At 33.3% G+C, this 17,745-nt stretch carries 10 protein-coding genes and 1 tRNA gene; 6 read left to right on the top strand and 5 right to left on the bottom strand.

The features are described from left to right. Window positions 1-148: 148 nt before the first annotated feature. Together AC3IPI_RS01305 and AC3IPI_RS01300 are read left to right on the top strand one after the other, a co-directional pair. Window positions 149-598: a GatB/YqeY domain-containing protein gene (locus AC3IPI_RS01305; RefSeq protein ID WP_489156646.1), complete on the top strand. Its 450-nt coding sequence runs from the start codon at window positions 149-151 to the stop codon at window positions 596-598. Between the two features lie 78 nt (window positions 599-676). Beyond that, window positions 677-750, top strand: a tRNA-Arg gene (locus AC3IPI_RS01300). A 146-nt stretch (window positions 751-896) separates the two neighbouring features. Here AC3IPI_RS01300 and AC3IPI_RS01295 read toward each other — a convergent pair. Continuing rightward, entirely contained in the window at window positions 897-1,595 is a 699-nt protein-coding gene (locus AC3IPI_RS01295; protein ID WP_489156644.1) for a hypothetical protein, read from the bottom strand. A gap of 206 nt (window positions 1,596-1,801) precedes the next feature. Between AC3IPI_RS01295 and AC3IPI_RS01290 the strand changes: the two genes are divergently transcribed. The 4 genes from AC3IPI_RS01290 to AC3IPI_RS01275 all read left to right on the top strand — a co-directional run bounded on the left by AC3IPI_RS01290 (window position 1,802) and on the right by AC3IPI_RS01275 (window position 10,768). Next, window positions 1,802-2,128 carry a winged helix-turn-helix transcriptional regulator gene (locus AC3IPI_RS01290; protein WP_039118454.1) on the top strand — a complete coding sequence of 109 codons (327 nt, stop codon included), beginning with the start codon at window positions 1,802-1,804 and terminating at the stop codon, window positions 2,126-2,128. 754 nt (window positions 2,129-2,882) lie between these two features. Next, on the top strand, window positions 2,883-8,330 hold the full coding sequence (locus tag AC3IPI_RS01285) for a cadherin-like beta sandwich domain-containing protein (protein WP_489156642.1): 5,448 nt from the start codon (window positions 2,883-2,885) through the stop codon (window positions 8,328-8,330). Between the two features lie 60 nt (window positions 8,331-8,390). Further along, the gene (locus AC3IPI_RS01280) at window positions 8,391-9,290 is read left to right on the top strand and encodes a PorP/SprF family type IX secretion system membrane protein (RefSeq protein WP_323488750.1); all 900 of its coding nucleotides are present in this window, start codon (window positions 8,391-8,393) and stop codon (window positions 9,288-9,290) included. 659 nt (window positions 9,291-9,949) lie between these two features. Next, window positions 9,950-10,768 carry a lysophospholipid acyltransferase family protein gene (locus tag AC3IPI_RS01275; protein WP_052250148.1) on the top strand — a complete coding sequence of 273 codons (819 nt, stop codon included), beginning with the start codon at window positions 9,950-9,952 and terminating at the stop codon, window positions 10,766-10,768. A gap of 174 nt (window positions 10,769-10,942) precedes the next feature. Here AC3IPI_RS01275 and AC3IPI_RS01270 read toward each other — a convergent pair whose 3' ends face one another. The 4 genes from AC3IPI_RS01270 to AC3IPI_RS01255 all read right to left on the bottom strand — a co-directional run bounded on the left by AC3IPI_RS01270 (window position 10,943) and on the right by AC3IPI_RS01255 (window position 17,279). Further along, window positions 10,943-11,794 carry an IS3 family transposase gene (locus AC3IPI_RS01270; protein ID WP_489154862.1) on the bottom strand — a complete coding sequence of 284 codons (852 nt, stop codon included), beginning with the start codon at window positions 11,792-11,794 and terminating at the stop codon, window positions 10,943-10,945. 14 nt (window positions 11,795-11,808) lie between these two features. Then, window positions 11,809-12,237, bottom strand: a complete 429-nt coding sequence (locus AC3IPI_RS01265; protein WP_489154864.1) for a transposase — start codon at window positions 12,235-12,237, stop codon at window positions 11,809-11,811. Between the two features lie 105 nt (window positions 12,238-12,342). Further along, entirely contained in the window at window positions 12,343-12,852 is a 510-nt protein-coding gene (locus tag AC3IPI_RS01260) for a hypothetical protein (RefSeq protein WP_489156639.1), read from the bottom strand. A 161-nt stretch (window positions 12,853-13,013) separates the two neighbouring features. Next, window positions 13,014-17,279 (bottom strand): alpha-L-fucosidase, encoded by a 4,266-nt coding sequence (locus AC3IPI_RS01255; protein ID WP_489156637.1) that lies wholly within the window; start codon window positions 17,277-17,279, stop codon window positions 13,014-13,016. Window positions 17,280-17,745: the final 466 nt, after the last annotated feature.

The following is a 17,745-nucleotide window of genomic DNA, read 5'->3' as shown; positions in this document are numbered from 1 at the left end:
TAGAAATTTGACTTCTTTCATAGACTTTTAAAGTGAATTTTATTATCAGTTCGAGTCCTTCGGCTTTGTTCAGGATAAATAAGGAGAGAACAAATTTTAAATAAATATATAAATCTATAAGCCTGGCTTATAAAAAAATAAAACTGAGATGAGTTTACAAACATTAATCATGGACGAAATTAAAACCGCCATGAGAGCAAAAGATACTGTTGCATTAGAAGCTTTAAGAGCAATTAAATCAGAAATGTTATTGGCTGCTACAGCTACAGGATCTAAAGAAGAATTAACGGAAGATGATGAAATTAAATTGCTTCAGAGACTAGTTAAAACTCGTAAAGAGAGCGCTAGAATTTTTACAGAGCAAAATCGTCCAGATTTAGCAGAGCCAGAATTAGCTCAGATTGCTGTAATCGAGAAATTCTTGCCTGCACAATTAAGCGAAGAAGAAGTAGAGGTAGTTATTGCAAAAATCATTGCAGAAACTGGAGCTTCTGGAATTGCTTCAATGGGTAAAGTAATGGGATTAGCATCTGCTCAATTGGGTGGAACTGCTGAAGGAAAAACCATTTCGACTATTGTGAAGAAATTATTAGTATAAAAAATCCAAAAAATAAATTCCAAATTCCAAACTTAAAATTGGAATTTGGAATTTAAAAAATTGAATTTTAAATATTTTGACCGCGTAGTTCAACTGGATAGAATATCAGATTTCGACTCTGAGGGTTGTAGGTTCGAACCCTACCGTGGTCACAAGAAAATTAAAAAGCCTGTAAAATCAATGTTTTACAGGCTTTTTTTATGTTCGACAAAATCATTGATAGTTTAAACTGATTGATAACCTCTCTATGTTTATTAAGTTTACCGGTTTGAATCCTTTATAGTTTTTAACTTAGATTTTAAAGATTCAAATTTAAAAGCATTAATTTATTCTGAGTGGTTACTAACTCTTGCATCGATTTTTTTAAATCACTTGGTATATTATCAATTTCATTTTGCTTGGTATAAAAGTCATTTTCATCTTTGTAATGTGTAATACTCACTAAAAGGTTTTTATCTTGAAAAACGGGTAGTCTTGGAAAATGATTTTCAGTCATTTCGCTTACCCAAAGTGTTATATCTTCTATTTCTAAATTTTTAAGAAAAGGAATATATGTAGTGTCAAATAGGTCAATAACCTTTTCAAGTGTGCTGTTACAAATATAAAAATCTACAACGGTAATTGTTTTATCGGTTTTTAGCAATCCACTATTAATTTCTTTCTTTAATGGTCGTAATAAATAAACATTGTCAGAATTTATCATCAGCTGGTTTGCACCTTTACCATATTCTTTCCAAGTTGCACTATCAATATAAAAATCATTCAAAAATTTTAATCTAGTTTTCATGTCTCTAAAACCACGAAACCAAACAAATCTATCATTTACGCTATTAATTTTGAATTCTCCCAAAGTGTAGCCACCCAATTCATTCATTTGGTCAACAAATTTGGAATGAAAATAATCACTGAACTTATCGACTAAATTTGGTTTTAATAAATAATTACGGATTTCTAATACTTTTATGTTTACTGAATCTTGTTGGGCTAAATTACTCATATTGTTTTTTTTGCGTTCAATAATATCGATTTGCAAGTAATTATGGTGAATAACATAAATACTGCTAATTGTTTTATATTCATTTTCCTTTAAAGACTATAGTAAATAAAGTAATTTAATATCTTTATTGCAAGTACATACATTTTAGTGATTAAGATGTTAAAAATATACTATTGCTGATTATCAGTAATTTAAAAAATTAATTAATGGAAAAAAGTTTAAAAAAAGCATATTGTCCAGTTGATTATGCTTTTCAAAGAATAGGCGGGAAATACAAAGGAAGAATTTTATGGTATTTAAAAGATGGTTTGATGAGATACGGTGAATTAAAAAGAATAGTTGAAGGTATAACCCCCAAAATGCTCACTCAAACACTCAAAGAATTAGAAGCCGATGAACTAATTTCAAGAAAGGTTTATGCTGAAGTTCCACCTCGTGTTGAATATACTCTTACTGAAAATGGAATAGAATTAATCCCTTTTATCAATCAAATGAGGATCTGGGGCGAAAAACAAATGAGCTTGGGTAAATAATTGAAATGATTTACCGATTGAGGTAAATTATGTATTCAGTTTTATCAGGGGTAAATTTTCTTTCCTAAACTCTGGAAATCTCCATGTAAAAGTCTCGAATTTTGTACCGAGGCATTCCCTAAAAAAGGTAAAATACATTATGTGTTTTACCTTTTTTTTTTGAATATATGAATTATCACATGTTCTCTTTATGAGTCTTAATTGGTAATCATTGGAACTCAAAGCTTATCATTTTTACCTCTTTTATTCAATTCCAGAATCTACTTTGCGCTATCTATTTGATTAGATTATCATTGAAGTGCAATATTTGAGCATTTTTTTGTTTTTAAAGATTATACTTGTTTATATTTTTAAAATAACACTACATTTCTTATAAATATCTTTATTTGTCAGTTTAAAAACTTTTGAAAGTAAAAACAGATCTTAATTACTGCAATATTTGAATAATATAATAGCGCTAACCCTCATGGTTGGCTAACTCGCCAACTTATAATTGCAATAATTTTACAATCAGGACATTATGTTTTTGGGGTTGTTTTTTTGTAAAATTCCTACTTGCTTAAAGTGTTTTTTTGAGAATTTTAAAATTAATGTTTAGTGAGTTATGTGCGATTGTTTTTAAAGAGTTGTATTGGTCTTTAAAATTAAAAAAAAGAGTGATAAATAAATGAATTTAAAAAATTAAAAAGATGAAATAGAAAATTAGCAAAAATGAATAAAAACTTAAAAAAAAACGAACAGAAATAAAATAAAAATGAACAAAAATTTACTTATAGTATTAGCCATTCTTTTATTTAATATAGGATATGGCCAAGATCTAAAAACATGGACAGGAGCCCAGAGCACTGCATGGGATGATGATGCAAATTGGGCGCCTGAAGGAATGCCGACATTTGACAATGACATATTAATATCAAACGGACCTAATGTGCTATATCAGCCGATAATATCTATCCCAGGAATTACTTGCGGTACTCTTACGTTGCAAAATTCAACTCCAGGTAGTATTGTTGTTCTGACAGTTAAGGGGTTAGGTGGATTGACTACTGCATCAATAATTATGAATAGTAGCGTAGCTACCAGCAAGTGTAGTTTAAATATCGGCTCAACTGTAACTGTAAAAGGTGATGTTAAAATGAATGGAACTGCGCTTCAAAATGATGTGACTTTTTCCGGAGATGGAAATTTACTAATTGGAGGAATGATGACTGGAGGTTCTTTAAATACTGGTACTGTATCAGATCAAAAAGGAACTGTAACTTATAATGGTACAACAACACGATCTGTTGGTGCATATAGTTATCATAATCTAACGCTTTCTGGTAGTGGTGTAAGAACAATTGGTTCTGGAGTAATTGTAAATGGTACGCTAACTATGACTGGTTCTGCAACAGCTTCTGCTGCGCCGGTTTATGGTGATAATGCAGCTTTAAGGTACAATAGTGTATCGAATCAGACAGTTGGACCGGAGTGGGTTACTCCCTTTGTTTCGAAAGGTGGGGTTCAGATTTCTACTGTTGCTCCAAAAGTAGTCACTATAGGTGATAATTTAGAGAAGAAATTTGATAAAGGAGTGTCGCTTATCATAGATTCAGAAGCTTCATTAGTAGTTGGTAACAACAGTAATATGTATTTCGCGGGTAATTTTATGAACAGCGAAGGGTCATTAATAACTGATGGATATGTTTATTTGACAGGTACAAGTAATCAAAATATTGGTGGTTTTGTATCTACAAAGGGAGTTGTTATGAGCAAAACTGCTGGAACAGCTACTTTTACAGCTAATGTTAAGGCAGAAGAATTAACAATTGACGGTATAGGTGGGGCACTTAATCTTGGAAAAAATTTGACTCATACATTTACTAAATGGATTAGAACCCAAGGAACATTAAACGGAGGTTCAAGTATTTTAAAAATTTCAGGGGATGTTGTAGGTAACGGAAGTAATTTTGTACCAGGAACTAGTACTGTAGAATTTAATGGAGAAGCTCAAAATTTAGGATCAGGATCCATAACTTATAATAATTTGGTATTATCAGGAACTGGAGTTAAAACATTTGGTGCTAAAACTACAATAAATGATACTTTTTCTATAGCGACTGGAGTAGTTGCTGATCTTACAGCTGGTTTCGTGCATACAGCTAAAAGTATAAAACTTGGTGGCAATGCAGGATCTGGTGGATCATGGGGAAGCTCACTTTCAAACGCAGTGAATAAAAATAATGTTTATTTTACTTCTAATAGTGGTATCGTAAATGTTGGGCCAACAATAGTAGTAAGTACAAATAGCTTACCAGCATTAACGACAATTTATGGCACACCATCAGTATCAAAAAACTTTGATATAACAGGTATCGCAATGCTTGAAGGAATTGTAGTTACGCCATCTTCAGAGTTTGAAGTAAGTACAGATGGAATTACTTTTGCTAATACACTTACTCTTGGAGCGACTGGTAATATTGCGCAATCAAAGATTTATGTTCGATTAAAAGCGACAACTGCAGCAGGAAGTTATTCCTCTGGAAATATTGCTTTAACGAGTAATGGTACAACTACGGTAAATATACCAATAGCGACAAGTACTGTAGATAAAGCAGAATTAACTATCAAAGCAGAGAACAAGGAAAAAGCTTATGGATCAGACAATCCAGTTTTAACAGTAAGTTATGATGGATTTGTAAATGGAGAGACTGTAGCGATTTTAATTAAACTACCTACAATTACAACTACGGCAGTTAAAGGAAGTGTAGCAGGAACAACTTATCCAATCACTGCTACTGGAGCAGAGGCATTGAATTATAAGTTTAAATATGAGCCGATAAATGGATCATTAACTATTACTCCTGTAGCTTTAACTATTACAACAATTGATAATAGTAAAGTTTACGGATCTCAGAATCCAGTTTTAACAGTAAGTTATGATGGTTTTGTGCCTGGTGAAACTGAAGCGAATTTAACCGCAAAGCCTACTATTGCTACTACAGCAGTTACAGGAAGTCCCGTAGGAAAATATGAAATTACAGCTACTGGAGCGGCTTCATCAAATTATAAAATTACATATGTTAATAAAGGATCATTAATTATTACTCCTGCGGCTTTAACTATTACAACAAATGATAATAGTAAAGTTTACGGATCTCAGAATCCAGTTTTAACAGTAAGTTATGATGGTTTTGTGCCTGGTGAAACTGAAGCGAATTTAACCGCAAAGCCTACAATTGCTACTACAGCAGTTACAGGAAGCCCAGTAGGAAAATATGAAATTACAGCTACTGGAGCGGCTTCATCAAATTATAAAATTACATATGTTAATAAAGGATCATTAACTATTACTCCTGCGGCTTTAACTATTACAACAAATGATAATAGTAAAGTTTACGGATCTCAGAATCCAGTTTTAACAGTAAGTTATGTTGGTTTTGTAAATGAAGATACTGAAGCAAGTTTGGCCCCATCAGCTAAGATTGTAACTAGTGCACTTATAGGAAGTGGAGTAGGAACTTATTCAATCATAGCTAGTGAAGCAGTTTCATCAAACTATACCATTACTTATGATAACAAAGGATTATTAACTGTTACTCCTGCTGAGCTAAAAATCACAGCAGATAATAAGGAAAAAGAGCATGGTAATGATAATCCAGTTTTAACAGCAACTTATGTTGGGTTTGTAAATGGAGATACTGTTACAAGTTTAAGTATGCCAGTGACAATTGTTACGCAGGCAGTTAAAGATAGTTCAGTAGGAAAATATGACATCACTGTTAGTGGAGCAAAATCAACAAATTATGATATTACTTTCGTTTCTGGTACTTTAGAAGTGACTAAATCTACTAATGCAGGTTTAACAGATTTAGCTATTAGTGAAGGTAAGTTAAGTCCGGATTTTGCAGAAGGAACTAAAGATTATACAGCTACAGTACCAAATGATGTTAAAACTATTACAGTTACACCAACTACAGCAGACACTGAAGCAAAAGTAACAGTAAATGGAGTAGAAGTGCCTAGTAGAACTCCTAGCGGAGAAATTACTTTACAAGTAGGTGAAAATAAGATTACCACTATAATAACAGCTCAAGATGGAACTATTAATACTTATACTGTAATTGTTACAAGAGAGCCTTCTAGTAATGCAGGTATGACAGATTTAGCTATTAGCGAAGGTACTTTAAGCCCAGTATTTGCAGAGGTAACTAAAGATTATACAGCTACAGTAAAAAACGATGTTAAAGATATTACAGTTACACCTTTTACTTCTGATAGTACTGCAACAATAACAGTAAACGGAAAAGAAGTAGCTAATGGCACTGCTAGTGGAAACATTCTTTTAGAAGTTGGTAAAAATGAGATTACTACTATAATTACAGCACAGGATGGAAAAACACAAGAAACATATACTGTTGTTGTTACAAGAGAGCCTTCTAGTGATGCAGGTTTAGCTGATATTACGGTTAGTGAAGGAACTTTAAGTCCTATTTTTAATACAGACACTAAAGGATATACAGTTGATGTGCCAAATGGAACTAACTCAATCATAGTTACACCTACACCAAGAGATCCGGATGCCAAAGTTGAAATGATAGTTGATGGAAAAACGATTACTGATAACGCAGCTCCAATCGATTTAAAAGTTGGTGATAATGAAGTTACAGTAGTTATGACTGCTCCTGACGGAACACAAGAAACATATACTGTTGTTGTTACAAGAGAGCCTTCTAGTGATGCGGGTTTAGCTGATATTACGGTTAGTGAAGGAACTTTAAGTCCTGCTTTTAATACAGATACAAAAGATTATAGTGTAGATGTACCAAATGAAACTGACTCAATTGTAATTACACCTAAATCAATCGATCCGGATGCAAAGGTTGAAATGATTGTTGACGGAAAAACGATTACTGATAACGCAGCTCCAATCGATTTAAAAGTTGGTGATAACGAAGTTACAGTAGTGGTTACTGCTCCTGACGGAACACAAGAAACATATACTGTTGTTGTTACAAGAGAGCCTTCTAATGATGCAGGTTTAGCTGATATTACGGTTAGTGAAGGAACTTTAAGTCCTGTTTTTAATACAGACACTAAAGGATATACAGTTGATGTGCCAAATGGAACTAACTCAATCATAGTTACACCTACACCAAAAGATCCGGATGCCAAAGTTGAAATGATAGTTGATGGAAAAACGATTACTGATAACGCAGCTCCAATCGATTTAAAAGTTGGTGATAACGAAGTTACAGTAGTGGTTACTGCTCCTGACGGTACACAAGAAACATATACTGTTGTTGTTACAAGAGAAGATGCTGATGTTAAGCCTTCTGATAATGCTGGTTTATCTGATATTGTTGTAAGTGATGGGACATTAAGTCCTGCTTTTAATACAGATACAAAAGATTATAGTGTAGATGTACCAAATGAAACTGACTCAATTGTAATTACACCTAAAGCAATCGATCCAGATGCAAAGGTTGAAATGATTGTTGATGGAAAAACGATTACTGATAACGCAGCTCCAATCGATTTAAAAGTTGGTGATAACGAAGTTACAGTAGTGGTTACTGCTCCTGACGGTACACAAGAAACTTACACTGTAATTGTTACAAGAGAAGATGCTAATGATAAGCCTTCTGATAATGCTGGTTTATCTGATATTGTTGTAAGTGATGGGACATTAAGTCCTGCTTTTAATACAGATACAAAAGATTATAGTGTAGATGTACCAAATGAAACTGACTCAATTGTAATTACACCTAAATCAATCGATCCGGATGCAAAGGTTGAAATGATTGTTGACGGAAAAACGATTACAGATGCTACAGCTCCAATCGATTTAAAAGTTGGTGATAACGAAGTTACAGTAGTGGTTACAGCGCCAGATGGTACACAAGAAACATATATTGTTATTGTAAATAGAGCAGATGCTGTACCACAAGAAATTATACCAACAAACATTGTTACTCCAAACGGAGATGGTAAAAATGATTTTTGGATAGTTCCAGGTCTTGATAAATATCCAAACAATTCGGTTAAAGTTTTTGATAGAGCAGCAAGATTAGTGTATTCTAAAAATAATTATAACAATGAGTGGGATGGTACTTATAAAGGATCTCCACTTAATGAGGATACTTATTACTATTTAATTGATCTAGGAAATGGTTCACCTAAAATGAAAGGGTTCATTTCAATTATTAGAGATAACAATTAAGAATAAAATAAATAAGAATAGTAAAAATGGTTAGAAGATAGCCACACAGAAATGAATACAATGAAAATAAAATCAATGAGAGCAATCTATATACAGGTAATTATGTTCCTGATTATATTAGGGACAAACTCCGCAAATGCGCAGTTAACAGAATTCGAGTCTATGTATTTTCAAAACCAATATTTAAACAACCCTGCAATGGCAGGGTTAGATAAAGGGATGAAGTTTAATGTAGGTTACCAAAGACAATGGGATGAAGTTCCGGGAAATCCGATATTAATGAACGCTACTTTCGAATACAATTCCGGAAACAGAACTGGACTAGGGTTAAATGTTAATAGCGACAGAGCAGGTTTAATCAATAGAACAAGGATAATGGGAACTTATGCTTATCATTTACCAACAGGAGTTGACCAAAAGATACATTTCGGCTTGTCTGCGGGTGCAAAATTTTCTGCTATAGATTATAATAAAGTGGAAGGAAGTCTGGATGATGTTGCACTACAGAACTATAACGAGGGTGCCATTTTTGATGGAGATTTGGGTATTGCTTATACTAGCAGATTATTAACAGTTCAGGCATCATTGCCAAAACTTCATAATCTTTTCTATGAAAATGATAATGGTATTAAAAATTATGCAGATCGTTCTACTTTTTATTCGGCTATAAGTTACAAGATATTACTATCTAATGGAGATGAAAACTTAAATGTTGAGCCATTGTTAGCTTATAGAGGTGTTAAAGGGCACAAAGATATTTTGGATATGGGTGGAAGGTTTAATTTTCCAGATTATAAAATAAACATTTCTGCATTTTACCATACTAATAAAACTGTTTCTACAGCATTTGGAATTTCGCTTGATGATTTGGGTGTTTTCCTGGCTTACTCTAAATATTTTGGAGCATTAGGTGCTTATGCAAACAATACTTTTGAATGTGGACTTAGTTATAAAATGTAATAAAAGAGTTTGTTAGAATTTAAATAAGAAGCTCTGCTCTTCACACTATTTTTTTATAAAAAAGAGTTTTATTTTAGGAACGAAGTTGAAAATGAATTGGTTATGACTGTTGAGTGATTTAGAGGTGCCTGATGTTTTTGGGATTTAAAAATGGAAAGCTAATGCTAGAGTAAGTTTAGGTGTTTTTAATCATGTTTCATAAACTTAGGGAATCAAATGCTTTTCTTTTCAGACCTCTGTCAAGTTTCACAAAATCTGGAAATCTCTAAGTAAAAGGCTTTAATTTTGTATCAAGATTGTTCATAAAAAAAGGTAAAATACATAATGTATTTTACCTTTTTTTTATTTCTATAATTACGAAGTCAGTGTTAAAAGAAATATGTAATCATGTTCAAAAGTTGAATATGAAGTGAATATAGTTCCTCTTTAAAATTGTTTTATTCGTATATTCAACGTTCACGTATAAAATCAGAGTATCTTTACCCATGATTGCGATAAAGAATATGCAGATGATTGATCATCTCTCCTTTTCATAACTTCAAATTCTAGTTTCAAGTCATAATAACAAAGTTCCCAAATACACATTAACTTATTGCTAATTCCATTCCTTTTAGGTTTTTTATTAGTTTTTTGCATTCAACCTTAATTAGCTATAATATATGACATTGATCTCCAAAGAAAAATTTTCTGAAGCTGCTGGCCTTTCTAAAATTCCTATCCCGGGATTATCCTCTTATTTAATGAAAGTAATGAAAATTAACAATTTAAATACTGTTGTAAAAGAAGCAGGTAATCTTGAGGGTGCAGATTTTGCTAATTATGTTTTAATGAAAATTGGTGTAAAAGTCCAATATGATGCTACCGAATTACTTAATATTCCTCGCGAAGGAGCTTTTATTGTTGTTGCAAATCATCCTTATGGAGGTATCGAATCATTAGCTTTATTAAGTACAATTGCAAAAATACGTCCTGATACAATGTATATGGGGAATTTTTTATTAAAGGAAATACCAAATCTTGAAAAATGCATTATCGCAGTAAATCCATTTGAAAATCTGCAAAATTCTGCGAGTATTACGGGATTAAAAATGACGCTAAAAGCTTTATCAGAAGGTATTCCTGTTGCAATATTTCCTGCTGGAGAAGTTTCATCTTATAATTTTAAGACGAGTGAAATCACTGATCCTGAGTGGCATCCCGTGGTAGGGAAAATTATCTGTAAAGCTGATGTTCCTATTCTGCCTATATATTTTCATGGAAATAATGGTTTTTTCTTCAGTATGTTAAAATCAATTCACCCGATGTTGCAAACTTCAAAACTGATTTCGGAACTTTTTAATAAACAAGGACATGCTTTAAAGATGACTATCGGAGAAGTTATTTTTTTAACCAGGGTTAAAGGTAAAGTTTCGGATCCTCTAATGTTAAAAAATCTTAGAAGCAAGTTGTACGCTCTCAAAAATCAATTACATAATTAAGAGATTAAAGTTTATTTAACGCTTGTAATTAACTTTAAAAATTAAATACTTTCTTTTCATACCTCTGGCAAGTTGCTTAAAGCTCGAAAATATTCAAGTAAAAGGTTCAAATTTTGAACCGAGGAGTGTCTCGTCCTAAAAAAACGATACGAATTATTAAATAAAATTAAAATATTAAACAGCAGTAAAAACGTTTTTACTGCTGTTTTTTGCTTTATATGTTCTCATGTTTATTTTGTTTTGAGAATGCATTTGATTAGGGGTCAGCATATAGTTGGAATAATGAGGTCTAAGTTCATTATAAACAGCAATTGATTCCTTAATAATTTTATTTACAATTTTATCTCTTGAATTATACTTATCAATCCAAAATTCTTGTTTTAGTATTCCATTTATTCTTTCAGCCACTGCATTTTCATAAGGATCTGAGTTTTGAGTCATACTACATAAAATCTTGTTTTTAATAAGTTCATTTTGATACTCATTAGCACAATATTGAATTCCTCTATCAGAATGATGTATCAAAGGTAAATTGCAATTTTTTCTTTGCTTAAGAGCCATTTTTAAAGCTTTTATGCTGCTTTGAGTATTTAAATTGTCAGCTACATAATACCCCATTATCTTCTTGGAATAAGCATCAGTAATTAAACTTAAATAACGAGGATTATCTCTTTTTCCAATATATGTGATATCAGATACCCAAACTTGTTCGGGTCTGATTATATTTAAATCTAAAATTAAATTCTCATGTTTTCTAAAGCGATGATGCGAGTTGGTTGTTACATGATATAACCGTTTAGGCTTTATCAACAAATGATTAGCTCTGAGTATATCAAAGAATTTATCTCTTCCAATCTTCATTAAATGGAGTTGATCCAATAAAAGATAATAGAGCTTTCGAGTACCAATTCTAGGCATTACTGATCTAATATTATGAACCAATGATACAACTTCTTTGGCTTTATTCTGACTGGATGTTGTTCTTCTAATTTTTCGATAATAAACCTGTCTGTCTATCCCGAACAAAAAACAGGTAAATGCTATTGTTTCTCGTTCTCTTTGTCTGAAATGGGCGATTGTTCGGGCACAGAGTTTTTTCGGATATCAATATGATATTCCTTTTCAGCTAAATCAATCATCATATCAAACAGAATCGCTTTTTTGTCAGCAACAAAAGCCTGTCTCTCTAAGAATGCCTTTTGTTTCTCTAAAAGTTTGACTTGAGCTTCAAGCTCCATAATCTTTTGTTCGGGTGTTTTTATCATTTTGATTGGGGTTTGGTTCTCCCAATCAAAGTTACCAAATTTTATAAGCCACTGAACAACAGTTGAACGGGCTTGAATACCATATTGTTTCTTTGCCTGAGTAATAGATATAAATCCTTTCTCAATATCACTAACAATTTGAAGCTTTAATGACATACTGTAGTCGCGTTGACTACGCTTTACATAATTTGAGTGCTCTTTCATAACGATGTTTTTTTATGTATCGTTATTTCAGGACTAGACAGAGTTATAAAATAAAAAACCTATTTCGTAATGAAATAGGTTTTTTTATGTCTTTGAAACTTCATTTCATTTGTTAGTAGAAACAACTCTGGAATCAGTTAAGAAATTGTTCCAAACAGTTAAAGGAATTATGTACGATGTTTGATAACTTGTATCAAAAATAAATGCTTTATCTTTTACTTTTAAAGTATCAACATTAAACCTTTTTAGTCTTTTTTGCTGCTTATATAAATCGATTCTATAATGAGTTTTAGGACAGCAGCAGTAGCCTTCATTTTTTGTTGAATCAAATAAAGAATCAAATTCTTTTATTTTCTTTTTATCAAGTATTCTGTCTAACCCAACAAGTTTTGTTGTGTCCTGCCGAGTATCGTCTTTAATTCTATAGAGAGAAATTTCTATTCTATCCATTTCATTTCGTAGCTTTTTGAAATAATTTTTGTGATAGTCTAAAACTAAATGCTTTTGGTCTTTAACGTCTTGTTCTATCTTTGGTTTTACAACTTCATTTTTTTTATTGCAACTACTACAAAGTATTACAATCCCAATAATAATCAGCTTTTCAAGTTTAATCATACTTACAATCAATGTGTTACATATGCATTTTTTGTTTCAAGTAGTAGCTATCTTTTAGATGTAATAAAATAGTTTCTGTATCTCTATCAAATAGAGATACAGTTATTAGCTCATTTCTGTAATTACTAATATATAACTATTTTTATTAGATCAATTACCTTTTAAAGCAGATCTTGGTAAAAGGTAATGTTACGCACATTAACAGGATCCCAGCCTCCGTTGGAAATACGATGCAATTCGATATAATAAATTCCTTCTTCAAGATAAACATCGCCCAATTGTTTCGTTTGATAGTTTGTAAAGCTATTGTTGGTTGTGGTAAACGGATAAATAATACTTGAAATATCTTTTATCACCAATTGAAATTTACCAGAATATCCGGCTAGTTCACTTTGCCAGTGATAAATTCCTGCCTTATTCACCTTTACTCTCCACCCTACATAAGCATCTGCATTTGTCCATCCTCCAATGTTATAATTAGGAGCATGTTCTATTACAATGCCACTTCCGTGTAGTATGGCATTTTGCGCAGGAAGAACAAGAGTGTTATCTGTATTTTGATTAATAATAGGAGTTGTGTCAATATAAGGATGAATTAGAATTTGACGCACATTGACAGGATCCCATCCTCCGTTAGAAATACGATGTAGTTCTATGTTGTAAATACCAACAGACAGATTAATCATTCCGAGAGATAAAGTTTGATAATTACTAAAACCGTTTGTTGTTGTAAACGGATACGGTCCCTGATCTACTCCGTTTACTTTAAGTACAAACTGTCCTGAGTAGCCAGATACAATAGCATCCAAAAAGAAGTTTCCGGGTTTAATGACTTCTACATACCAAGTCGCAAAGTTAGCATCATCAGTCCATGATCCGAGATTATAAAGCGGTCCATTTTCAATACTTAATCCAGTTGCTTTAGCATCGACTGCATTTAAATTAAGTGTACCATCTTTGTGTTGTTTAACAAAGTGAATAAGTATATCTACAATTTCAGACATTTCTAAAACAATGGTTGTACTAATACTATCCAAAGGATTTTCTGGTACAGGAATAATATATCCCGATGCATTGTCATTGGGAGTTATGTTTAACGCAGTTTTGGTAGTATCGGCAAGGAAATACGCTTTAACAACGCTTCCTTCACGTAAATCGGGAACAGCTAGATTTCCGTCTTGAGGCCAATCATCGGCAAATACATGTAGGTATAGATATTGTGTTCCGTTTACAATTTTGCGAGTAGCTCGTCCCCAAGGTAATTGTTTTGTATAAGGACTAGGTAAGGCTTTCTCTATTGCCATTTTATTTATTGCCATCCAGGCAGCAAATCCATCAAGTCTGTTTATTGCTTCAGGCGGGAATGTTCCATCTCCTTCAGGACCTATATTGAGAAGGAAATTACCTCCTTTACTGATAATATCAATCAACTTTTGAATTAAATCTGTTTCGGTTTTCCAACGCGGATCGTAAGCATCATAACCCCAATTATCATTCATGGTCATACAAGTCTCCCAGTCTGTTCCATCTCCGTTTGGAGGCATATTAGGAATGTTTTGTTCGGGGGTAGCATAATCTCCGGTCAAACCATCTTCCATTCGGTTATTAAATATCAAACGATCAGATCCAGGGATATTTTTAATAGCCTTCATCATTCGGTAGCGGAATTCAGGTTTGCTGCCGCCTCCCATATCCCACCAAATAAGGTCGATGTTATAATCATTAATCATGGTTTCGAGATGAGGAACTACAATAGTATCTGTATATTGCGCCATGTCGTCATAAGCAGCTTCATGACTAGGGGTTGTGTTTTGGGGAATCCATCCCATTCCTCCGGGATTCATCCAGTCCAGACATTGCGAATAATAAAACCCAATTTTTAACCCTTCGGCATGAGCCAAAGTCACTAAATTTTTTAAAATATCGGCTGAGATATTAGTATCATCCTGAATATTGTACCCCACATGATGTGTATGCATTAAGGCAAAACCTTCGTGGTGTTTGGCAGTAATGACAATATATTTCATACCAGCATCTTTTGCCATTCGTACCCATTCGGCAGCATTGAAGTTTTGTGCTGTAAAGTTTTGTTGCCAGCGCGTTTTGTATTCAGTTCTGGGAATCTGGGCAGCAAACATAATCCATTCGGCATATTGACCACGTTTGTAAGGCTCTCCTGTAGTAGGGTCTATTTTAATAGTCCCATCGGGGTTAATCCATTCGGGGCGATAAGCCGAATAATAATCCTGCATCCAATAATCGGGGCCAGTATAAGGTCCGGATTTCATTAAAGTTGGTCCTGTATAATGTCCCGCCAGTCCAGAGTAAGCACCCCAATGTAAGAATAGTCCAAAACCTGCTTCACGCCACCAACTCATTCGTTCATCTTTGTGCGCTTTTGTCTCTAGCGTCGCTACATAAAGACTGTTACTCATATCGGTAAAAAGATTCTGGTTGTCATCCCGCCCTCTTACTGTGAAGTAGTAAATATCAAATGTATTCAGGTTATGTATCGTTATCGAATTAGTGCTAATGTTTTGATGAAAAACACCTTCTTTAAAAACATCGTATGAAGTTACCCCGGGAAGAATATCCCATGTTAAAGAAATAGAATTGGTCTGTATATCGGTTGTTTTTAGCTCTTTTGGGACATTGTTGTAGAAAGGATTAAGATCAATTTCGGTATCGCTAAAGGTTAGTTGATCGATGTAAACAGTATCTCCAACGGCACGATTATCAGTAAAATCAGGCTGAATGCCAAAAGTAGAGATATCTTTTACCTTATTCGTCAATAAATCAAATACGGCAACTCCCCATTCATTTTGTTTATCTAATGGACTTTGAGATAAGAATTCAGTCGAAATATTAACCCTGATCTGAGAATTCGGATTATTGCGATAATATTTCATGTATAAATATTTATACTCCGAGAGCGGCTCCTTTAGAGAAGAAAAAAAACCTGCCCATTTAGTAGCATTGTCCAGTCGTTTAAATTTCAGGACTTTATTACTTTGATTTGATCCTGTTTTGTCGGGATTATCTACTACCGTAATTTGCATAGAAGCAGCCGGGTTAATATTAATTTTATTGGTAAAGTTAATTTGCCCGTTTTCAAAATTGTCAATTACAAGTGGTTCTCTAATTATGGGACGCGGATAATAATCTGGTTTAAATTGTATTTTGATTAATGCTGATTGAATTTCGGGAGCCGACATAAAATAATCCCATAGCATACCCGAACGATAATTTTCGATCATGCAAATAATAGGCCCCTGATCGATAGCCAAATAACTACCATCAACCCAATTGGCGGTTTCATTAAAGGAGTCTACAAATCCCGCTTTTTCGTTCCAGATTTTCGACCCCAACTTTTCATAAAAATATCTGAGAGCGGCTAATGACTCTTTAGGAGTATATGGCATTGACGAGATAGCAGCTGTTGGGGCAATTACGCCTTTGTCATTTCCGGGTGAATGGGCGCTGTAACTTGTCGGGCCATCAGAAGCAGTTAATCCCCAGGCTTTGTTTTGGCCATATCCCGTATATGTAAGCGGGTTTTGTTCGCAATAAGCTCTGTTTATTAATGTATGAGCCTGATTTTGCTGAAAATAATTTACATCATTATAAGTGTCCCTTAAATTTTTAGGATTAAATCCGAGAAATGAATAATGAGCAAAAAATAGAGGGCCACCTTTTGCATTTCCGTTTCCAATAGGAAGCGTAATATCATAAAATTTTTGATTCTTGGTTTTATAAGTACCGCCCGATGACCAGCCGCTTTGCCACAAACTGGGATCGATAGCATGAGTGGGTGAAGCAATAGCCAACAGATACGTAATCATACACTCGTTCCAGCCTACAATACCCAAATTCTTTACATTTTGCAGCTCATTGTTGCAATGCCAGTACAGCTTATTTGATCCGAATGTAAAATAATTCCAATCAACATTGTTCCAAAGTATGTTAATCTTAATAACCAGAGCTTGTTCTGTTACTATTGGTTGGTTAAAATACTGACGTGCCGTAATCAAGCCCTGCATCATAAAAGATGTTTCGACCAAATCACCTCCATTGTCATCTGCGCTAAACGGAATGGTTGCACCTGTATTTCCATTTATCCAATGAGCAAAAGCTCCTTTGTAATTAGTGGCCGAGTTGGTTAAGAAATCGACAATTTTATCAATACGTTGTCGTCCTTGTTCTCTTGTAATAAATCCTCTCTCGATGCCAACTAAAATTGCCATTACTCCAAATCCCGAACCGCCAGAGGTAACGGTATTTCCGGCTGTTCCCGAAACAGGAATACGCTCGTATGCCATTCCTGAGCTTGATGCATAATCCCAAAAGTATTTAAATGTGTATCGTTGCGTTATAGTAAGCAACTCTTCATCCGTAAGCGTAGGTGTTAATGGAGTAGATTCTCTCATAAGATTAATTAGATTATTAAGTAAATATTAGGGAAAGGGGGCGTGGTATTGATATTTTAAACAACTCATATATCCTGTTGTAGATAATACTGCCAATAACAAACTTTGAGAGTCTGTCGGAAATGAGGCTTTGGATGTTTTGTTGTTTTATGTAATTGAAAATCAATGTTATACGAATATATTAATTATTATTGAATAACACAACACGAAAAAATATTATTTATTTAATTTATTCTCCAATGTTAAATTTATCTTTAAATCGTTTTCTTTTTTTATTTCAAGAACTTGTTCTAATAAATCTATTATCGTTAATTAAAAGTATGTCTTATCTTATCATAAATAAAACTACAGACAAATTCGCTATTATCTGCTTTTCTATAAGTTTGTAGATGATTAAGTTATTGATTATAAGTTATGTATATTATTTGTGGAATAGATGAAGTATTAACTTGGGAAGATTAATTTT

This window comes from Flavobacterium sp. GL_143 (assembly GCF_057834355.1).
Note: the sequence above shows the minus strand (reverse complement) of the source record. Positions and strands in the feature narration are given on the sequence as shown.

Coding starts and splice junctions, on each gene's coding strand:
- AC3IPI_RS01305 (WP_489156646.1), top strand. CDS start 149: ATGAGTTTACAAACATTAATCATGGACGAAATTAAAACCGCCATGAGA.
- AC3IPI_RS01295 (WP_489156644.1), bottom strand. CDS start 1,595: ATGAGTAATTTAGCCCAACAAGATTCAGTAAACATAAAAGTATTAGAA.
- AC3IPI_RS01290 (WP_039118454.1), top strand. CDS start 1,802: ATGGAAAAAAGTTTAAAAAAAGCATATTGTCCAGTTGATTATGCTTTT.
- AC3IPI_RS01285 (WP_489156642.1), top strand. CDS start 2,883: ATGAACAAAAATTTACTTATAGTATTAGCCATTCTTTTATTTAATATA.
- AC3IPI_RS01280 (WP_323488750.1), top strand. CDS start 8,391: ATGAAAATAAAATCAATGAGAGCAATCTATATACAGGTAATTATGTTC.
- AC3IPI_RS01275 (WP_052250148.1), top strand. CDS start 9,950: ATGACATTGATCTCCAAAGAAAAATTTTCTGAAGCTGCTGGCCTTTCT.
- AC3IPI_RS01265 (WP_489154864.1), bottom strand. CDS start 12,237: ATGAAAGAGCACTCAAATTATGTAAAGCGTAGTCAACGCGACTACAGT.
- AC3IPI_RS01260 (WP_489156639.1), bottom strand. CDS start 12,852: ATGATTAAACTTGAAAAGCTGATTATTATTGGGATTGTAATACTTTGT.
- AC3IPI_RS01255 (WP_489156637.1), bottom strand. CDS start 17,279: ATGAGAGAATCTACTCCATTAACACCTACGCTTACGGATGAAGAGTTG.